Origin of the sequence: Rhodoblastus sp., from assembly GCF_041915505.1 — a bacterium.
In the GTDB taxonomy this organism is placed as follows: Bacteria; Pseudomonadota; Alphaproteobacteria; order Rhizobiales; family Beijerinckiaceae; genus Rhodoblastus.
This window is the reverse complement of record NZ_JAYSBG010000183.1, coordinates 1-6,845: the sequence shown is the minus strand read 5'-3', so window position 1 is coordinate 6,845 and position 6,845 is coordinate 1. Positions and strand designations below refer to the sequence as shown.

8 protein-coding genes are annotated in these 6,845 nt (G+C 65.8%); 2 read left to right on the top strand and 6 right to left on the bottom strand.

Going from position 1 to position 6,845, the window contains the following annotated elements:
- Positions 1-273: 273 nt before the first annotated feature.
- The 3 genes from ACE3S9_RS12185 to ACE3S9_RS12175 all read right to left on the bottom strand — a co-directional run bounded on the left by ACE3S9_RS12185 (position 274) and on the right by ACE3S9_RS12175 (position 2,636).
- Positions 274-1,371, bottom strand: a complete 1,098-nt coding sequence (locus tag ACE3S9_RS12185) for an alkene reductase (protein ID WP_374546731.1) — start codon at positions 1,369-1,371, stop codon at positions 274-276.
- A 107-nt stretch (positions 1,372-1,478) separates the two neighbouring features.
- Positions 1,479-1,721 (bottom strand): DUF2312 domain-containing protein, encoded by a 243-nt coding sequence (locus tag ACE3S9_RS12180; RefSeq protein ID WP_374546729.1) that lies wholly within the window; start codon positions 1,719-1,721, stop codon positions 1,479-1,481.
- 75 nt (positions 1,722-1,796) lie between these two features.
- Positions 1,797-2,636, bottom strand: coding sequence for an N-formylglutamate amidohydrolase (locus ACE3S9_RS12175; RefSeq protein ID WP_374546728.1), 840 nt, complete (start codon positions 2,634-2,636; stop codon positions 1,797-1,799).
- A 124-nt stretch (positions 2,637-2,760) separates the two neighbouring features.
- Between ACE3S9_RS12175 and ACE3S9_RS12170 the strand changes: the two genes are divergently transcribed.
- A complete protein-coding gene (locus ACE3S9_RS12170) occupies positions 2,761-3,189 on the top strand; it encodes a DUF1036 domain-containing protein (protein WP_374546727.1) in 429 nt (142 codons plus the stop codon).
- A gap of 59 nt (positions 3,190-3,248) precedes the next feature.
- On the top strand, positions 3,249-4,688 hold the full coding sequence (gene pyk, locus ACE3S9_RS12165) for a pyruvate kinase (protein WP_374546726.1): 1,440 nt from the start codon (positions 3,249-3,251) through the stop codon (positions 4,686-4,688).
- 9 nt (positions 4,689-4,697) lie between these two features.
- Here the strand turns inward: pyk and argE are convergent, their stop codons facing one another.
- From argE to ACE3S9_RS12150, 3 genes are all read right to left on the bottom strand, one after another.
- Positions 4,698-5,873: an acetylornithine deacetylase gene (argE, locus tag ACE3S9_RS12160; protein WP_374546725.1), complete on the bottom strand. Its 1,176-nt coding sequence runs from the start codon at positions 5,871-5,873 to the stop codon at positions 4,698-4,700.
- Between the two features lie 122 nt (positions 5,874-5,995).
- Positions 5,996-6,388 (bottom strand): Co2+/Mg2+ efflux protein ApaG, encoded by a 393-nt coding sequence (gene apaG, locus ACE3S9_RS12155; protein ID WP_374546724.1) that lies wholly within the window; start codon positions 6,386-6,388, stop codon positions 5,996-5,998.
- A gap of 84 nt (positions 6,389-6,472) precedes the next feature.
- Positions 6,473-6,694, bottom strand: a complete 222-nt coding sequence (locus tag ACE3S9_RS12150) for a hypothetical protein (RefSeq protein ID WP_374546723.1) — start codon at positions 6,692-6,694, stop codon at positions 6,473-6,475.
- Positions 6,695-6,845: the final 151 nt, after the last annotated feature.

Here is a 6,845-nt window from a genome sequence, read left to right as displayed (position 1 = left end):
GCGAACAGGCGCGGTTTCTGAATCATAGGTCGAGGGCCGGAAATCCGCGCTTTGCGCCAGCGCCGCGCCACAGGACGCGAAGCCGGCGACGCCGCCGAGCAGCAGAGCGAGGACGCGCACGGGCCGGCGCCGCAGATCGCGAGGCGATCGCGCGCAAAAAGACTCGGGCTCGCGACGCGGTTCGACGGACAAGGGCTGGCCTCGCGGCGGGCCGAAACGGCGCCGCCATGAGGCCAGCGTTAGGCATTTATGGTTAAAAGAGCCTTACCGCCGTTACGCTGCGAGGGTCGGGTAATCGGTGTAACCCTCGGCGCCGCCGCCATAAAGCGTTCCGGCGTCGAGCGCATTGAGCGGCGCGTCGCGGCGCAGCCGCTCGACAAGGTCCGGATTGGAGATGAAGGGCCGGCCGAAGGCGATCAGGTCGGCCGCGTCGCGCGCCAGGGTCTCGACCGCCAGCGCGCGGTCATAGGAATTATTGGCGATATAGGCCCCGCTGAACGCCTTGCGCAAAGCGAGGAAATCGAATGGCGCAACGTCGCGCGGGCCGCCGGTCGCGCCTTCGATCACATGGATATAGGCGAGCTTGCGGGCGTCGAGCTGACGGACGAGATAGTCGAACACGGCCTGCGGATTGCTGTCGGCGACGTCATTGGCCGGGCTGACCGGCGAGAGCCTGATCCCGACACGGCCGGCGGGCAGGACCTTGAGAATCGCATCGACCACTTCCAGCGTGAGGCGGCAGCGGTTTTCGATCGAGCCGCCATAAGCGTCGGCGCGGTGGTTGGAGCCGTCCTTCTGGAACTGGTCGAGCAGATAGCCATTGGCGGCGTGGATTTCGACGCCGTCAAAACCGGCTTCCTTGGCTCGTTCGGCCGCGCGGGCGTAATCGGCGACGATTCCCGGCAGTTCGGACGCGTCAAGCGCGCGCGGCTCGGAGGTCTCGACGAAGCCGCTGGCGACAAAAGTCTTGGAATTGGCGCGGATCGCCGAGGGAGCGACCGGCGCGCCGCCGCCCGGCTGCAGCGAGACATGGGAGATGCGGCCGACATGCCAGAGCTGGATGAAGATTTTCGAGCCTGCCTCATGCACGGCGTCATTGATCTTGCGCCAGCCGCGCGTCTGCTCGTCGGTGTAAATGCCGGGCGTGTGGATATAGCCCTGGCCCTGCTGCGAAATCTGCGAGGCCTCGGTGACGATCAGCCCCGCGCCGGAGCGCTGGCGATAATATTCCACCATCAGATCATTGGGAGCGTCGGTTCCCGCCGTGGCGCGATTGCGCGTCAGCGGCGCCATCACGACGCGGTTGGCCAGTCGAATATCGCCCAGATCATAGGGCTGGAACAGTTTTTCATCGTCTTTTTGCGCGGGCATGGAGGCGCTCCTGCTGTTGACTCAACCGCAGCTAGGCATTGCGCCGCGCGCCCGCAATGGCGCCGCGACCCAGGGTCGCGGCAAGGCTTGCTGTGCAAAAATGAAAATTACGGCTCGCCCAGCGCCGAGAGATAGAGGTCGAGAATTTCCTCCTCCTCGCGCCTTTTGTTGACGTCCTGTTTGCGCAGCGAGACGATCTTTCGCATGATCTTGACGTCATAGCCCGTGCCCTTGGCCTCGGCATAGACGTCCTTGATGTCGTCGGCGATCGCCTTTTTCTCTTCTTCGAGCCGTTCGATTCGCTCGATGAAGCTCTTCAGATGGCCGCCGTCCAGCGTGTTCTCGCCCATTGATCGCCTGCGTCAGTTTCGGGAAATGAAGGGCCCCTGAATTGGACCAGCGCGGCGCGGGCGTCAAGCGCGCGCTCAAGCTCGCCGGTCGGGCGCGGCGCGCGAGCCGAAGAATTCCACGCTTTTCGTCGCGGCGCCGTCGAGCGCCGGCGGCAGCAGCCGCGCCAGCAAGGAGGCCCAGGCCTCGCATTGTTCCGGCGTCGCGACCAGATCCTGACGGATTTCGATCAAGGCGCCGGGCAGGCCGCGCAGGGTCGAGTGTTCATACATGCTGTCGCCGAGCAGCGCGCCGTCATAGGGCTCATTATTGCCGACGGTGATTCCCTCAGCGTGAAAGGCGTCGATCAGCGGCTGCGCCAGCCGTGGGTCCTTGTCCCACAGCAGGCCCACCTGCCACGGGCGCGAAACGCCCTTGAAACAGGGCGTGAAGGAATGAATGCCGAGCAGGACGGGAACCTCGCCCCGGGCGAGCGCGGAATCGATCAGCCCCGCGCAGGCGCGGCGATAGGGCCGCCAATAGGCCTCGGTCCGCCGCGCGATCTCGTCCGGCCCGATGCGGGCGTTGCCGGGAATGAGCGCGCCGTCGGAAATGCGCATGACGAGGGTCGGGTCGTCCTCGCCGCGATTGGGATCGATCAACAGGCGTGAAAACCGGGCCAGCGCCGCCGGAGCGCCGGAGAGCGCCGCCAGCCGCCGCGTGACCTGTTCGGCGCCGATGTCATAGGCGATATGGCGCGCGAGCGATTCGGGCGGCAGGCCGAGGTCGCCGTAAGCCGGCGGCAAGGCGTTGCTGGCGTGATCGCAGAACAGGATCAGGCGCTGGCCCGCCTCGCCGGCGATCAGGTCGAACGGGCGGAAGGCGTTTTCAGCGAAAGCGGTCGGGTCTTCGGGGATGATCTTCAACGCGTGCGACAAATCTCCGCATGTAAGACAAATCTAATCTAATCCGCATCGACGCGGTCGGGCAACAAGGCTAAAAGACCTTTCGCGCCGAGGTCAGGCTGGCGGGCGTTGCGCGACGGTTCAGGGAAGGATGGCGATGAAGCAGGCGCTGCGGATTTCGGGGGCGGTCGCCGTTCTTGTCATGGCTTGCGTCCCTTTATCGACCGCCCGCGCCGATTTCCGCCTTTGCAACAACACCAACGCCCGCGTCAGCGTCGCCCTGGCCTATACCAACGGCTCGAACTGGATCAGCGAAGGCTGGTGGAACATCAAGGCCAGCAATTGCGAGACGCTTTTGCGCGGGCCGCTCGCCGCTCAATATTATTATATCTACGCCATGGACGAACGCGGCGGCGAATGGAAGGGCAAGGCCTTCATGTGCACGCGCGACCGCGAGTTCCGCATCGATGGCCGTGAGGATTGTTTCGTGCGCGGTTTCGACCGGTCCGGCTTTTTCGAGGTCGACACCGGCAAGGACGCCAAGAATTGGACCGTGCAGCTGACCGATCCCGGCCAGGCGCACTGAGTCATCATAAGCGGCCGACAACAGGCCGCGCCAACAATGAAATCATGTGAGGGAGCCCCATGGACAGGCGTCGCCGCCGCAGCAAAATCTTGGCCACGCTCGGCCCGGCCTCGAATGACGAGGCCTCGATCGAGAAACTCTGGCGCGCAGGCGCCGATGTGTTCCGCATCAATATGAGTCACGCCAATCCGGAGGCCATGCGCGAGACCGTCGCCATGATCCGGGCGGTCGAGGAGCGGGTTGGCCGGTCGATCGGCATATTGGTCGACCTGCAGGGGCCGAAACTGCGCGTCGGCGCCTTCGCCGGCGGCGGCGCCGACCTGCTGGTCGGCCAGACCCTGACCTTCGATTCCGATCCCGCGCCGGGCGACGCCACCCGCGTCTGCCTGCCGCATCCCGAAATCCTTTCGGCCTTGTCGCCGGGCCACAAGCTGCTGATCGACGACGGCAAGCTGCGCCTCCAGGTCGTCGAGGCGACCGGCGATCGCGCGGTCGCCCGGGTCGATGTCGGCGGCCGCATTTCCAACCGCAAGGGCGTCAGCCTGCCGGATACCGAAATCCCTGTCGCCGCCATGACGCCGAAGGACCGCATCGATCTCGAAGCCGCGCTGGAGACCGGGATCGACTGGGTCGCTCTGTCCTTCGTGCAGCGCGCCGCCGATGTCGAGGAAGTCAAGGCCATCGCCGGCGGACGCGCGCTGGTGCTGGCCAAGATCGAAAAACCGCAGGCCATCGCCCGGCTCGACGAGATTCTGGCCGCCGCCGACGCTTTGATGGTGGCGCGCGGCGATCTCGGCGTCGAAATGCCGCTGGAAAAAGTGCCCGGCCTGCAGAAGCGCATCACCCGCGAGGCGCGCCGGCTCGGACGGCCGGTCGTGGTCGCGACCCAGATGCTGGAGAGCATGATTTCCGCCCCGGCGCCGACCCGCGCCGAAGTTTCGGATGTAGCGACGGCGGTGTTCGAAGGCGCGGACGCCATCATGCTGTCGGCGGAAAGCGCCTCGGGCAAATATCCGGTCGAGGCGGTGACCATGATGAACAGCATCGCCGAGGAGGTCGAGCAGGACGGCGTCTACCGCACGATCATCGCCGCCCAGCGCGCCGCCCCCGAGCGCACCGGCGCCGACGCGGTCGCGATCGCGGCGCGCGATATGGCGGAAACGCTCGATCTCAAGGCGATCGTCGCCTGGACCGCCTCGGGCGCCACGGCCTTGCGCGTGGCGCGCGAGCGGCCGCGGGCGCCGATCCTGGCCCTGACCCCGATCCGCGAGACGGCGCGGCGGCTGGCGGTGGTCTGGGGCGTGGAGGCGGTCATCACCAAGGACGCCCATGACGTCGACGACATGGCCAATCGCGCCTGTAAATTCGCGGTGCGGCAGGGGTTGGCTTCTCCCGGCGACCGCATTCTGATCATAGCGGGCATGCCGTTTGGCACGCCGGGCGCGACCAATATGGTGCGGCTGGCCTTCATCGGAGAGGATGGCGCGCGCGCCGAGTGAGCGCGCGCCTCAGGTCGAGAGCTGGCCGGCGAGGCGGCGCAGGAAGGCGACGCCCTCGGCGAGCTGCGCGATGTCGATATATTCGTCGGGCTGATGGGCCTGGTCGATGCTACCGGGGCCGCAGATCACCGCCGGCAGGCCGCCGGACTGGAACTGGCCGGCCTCGGTCGCATAGGGCACCGCTATGGTGTGATTGGCTTGCGCCAGCGCCAGCGCCAGAGTCGTGGCGGCGGAATCGGGCTCCGAGCGCAGGCCGGGCGCCTGCGTTTCGACGATGGTTTCGATTTTGGCGTTGGGGAAGCCATTGAGGCGTTCGGCGGCGATCTGGGCGCAGAAAGCCTCGAACCGATCGAGCGCCGCGCGGTGCGAGGCGTGCGGCAGGCCGCGGAACTCCCAGAAGAATTCGCATTGCCGCGCCATGATGTTGCGCGCGGTGCCGCCCTGGATGATGCCGACATGGACGGTGGAAAAGGCCGGATCGAACCGGGCTTGTTCGTCGCGGTCGGCTTCGAGGTCGCGGCCGATCCGCTCCAGCGCCGCCACCAATTGGCAGGCGACATGGACGGCGCTGACGCCCAGCCAGGGTTTCGAGGAATGCGCTTCGTGGCCGGTGACGATGGTGCGATAGGTGGTCACGCTTTTGTGCGCGTCGGCCACCTGCATCAGCGTCGGCTCGCCGATCACGGCCAACGCCGGCCGGGGCAGGTCTTGACCGAAGCGTTTGATCGTGTCGAGGCAGCCGGCGCAGGTCGTCTCCTCGTCATAGCTCAGCATGATATGGATCGGCTTTTTCAGCGGCGCGGCCAGGAATTCCGGCGCCATCGCAAGGCAGATCGCGTCGAAGCCCTTCATGTCGCAGGTGCCGCGCCCATAGAGCCTTTCGCCGTCGCGACGCAGGACGAAGGGCGGCGAGGTCCATTTCTGGCCCGTCACCGGAACCACGTCGGTATGGCCGGACAGCACGACGCCGCCATCGGCGTTCGGACCGAAGGTGACGAAAAGCGCGGCCTTGTCGCCCTCGGCGTTGGGAATACGGGCGAAACGCGCGCCGAGGCCGAGCAGATAATCCTCGACGAAATCGATCAGCGGCAGATTGCTCCGCGAGGATTCCGTATCGAAGGCCACCAGCCGGTCGAGCAAGGCGATGGCGCGCTCAAGCGTGGAATCGGCGGGATTATGCGTCATGAATCGTCCTCGGCGCCGTCTCGGCCGTCCACGCAGTTTACGCGCCAGCCGGCGCGAGACAAGGCGGGCTCAGAGTGGGGGCAAACCGGCGACAGCCGGATGACAGCGTTTTCGGCGCCGGATCAGTTGAGGATGCGGCGCTCCATCGGGCTGTCGAGCGAAAAGACCGGGATGTCGACGTCGAAGGCGCGGCCATTGGCGTCGACCATATGATAGACGCCGGTCATCAGGCCGGAGGCGGTGGTCAGGCCGCAGCCCGAGGTATAGCTGAAGCTCGCGCCCGGATCGATGATCGGGGTCTCGCCGACCACGCCGGGGCCGTGAACGGTCTCGACCTTGCCATTGCCGTCGGTGATTCGCCAGGTGCGCTCGAGCAATTGGACCTGGATGTCGCCGTGATTGACGATCTCGATCGTATAGGTCCAGAAAAAGCGGTGCAGCGCCGGATCGCTGCGCTCCGGTGCGAAGACGGGGGTGGCGGTGATCTGGATGTCGTAGGTGATCGTGCGGTACATGGCGGGAATTTGCCTTGTGAAAGGCGGGGCGTCGAGCCCAAACTTTTGGCGCGCCGCGTTTTTTGCGACCCCGTCGCGCGCCTTTTACGCAGCGTGGCGCGCCTGCAGGCTGCGGGCGGTGGAGACGCCGACCAGCACGACGATGCCGCCGGCGTCGTTCATCACGCGGATTTGGCCGCCCTGCGGCTGGTCGGCCGCGACGGACTGGATCTCCCGCCAGACGGCGCCGATATCGGCCAGCCGCAGCGACCTGAGGTCGTGGCGGGCGCCCGTAGGGTCGATCATCTGAAAGTGATACAGGGTCATGGCGACCTCATTGCGCGCGAGCCGTCTTGCGACGAGCGGGCTTTAGCAAAAAACTATGACGATTAGATTATATCAATGCGAACGAAGTGTTTTTGATGGCCGTCTCGCGCTCTTATTATGTGTGAGCTATTTTGAAGGCTTGATCGCTTTT

Coding starts and splice junctions, on each gene's coding strand:
- ACE3S9_RS12150 (WP_374546723.1), bottom strand. CDS start 6,694: ATGACCCTGTATCACTTTCAGATGATCGACCCTACGGGCGCCCGCCAC.
- ACE3S9_RS12180 (WP_374546729.1), bottom strand. CDS start 1,721: ATGGGCGAGAACACGCTGGACGGCGGCCATCTGAAGAGCTTCATCGAG.
- ACE3S9_RS12170 (WP_374546727.1), top strand. CDS start 2,761: ATGAAGCAGGCGCTGCGGATTTCGGGGGCGGTCGCCGTTCTTGTCATG.
- ACE3S9_RS12185 (WP_374546731.1), bottom strand. CDS start 1,371: ATGCCCGCGCAAAAAGACGATGAAAAACTGTTCCAGCCCTATGATCTG.
- apaG (WP_374546724.1), bottom strand. CDS start 6,388: ATGTACCGCACGATCACCTACGACATCCAGATCACCGCCACCCCCGTC.
- argE (WP_374546725.1), bottom strand. CDS start 5,873: ATGACGCATAATCCCGCCGATTCCACGCTTGAGCGCGCCATCGCCTTG.
- pyk (WP_374546726.1), top strand. CDS start 3,249: ATGGACAGGCGTCGCCGCCGCAGCAAAATCTTGGCCACGCTCGGCCCG.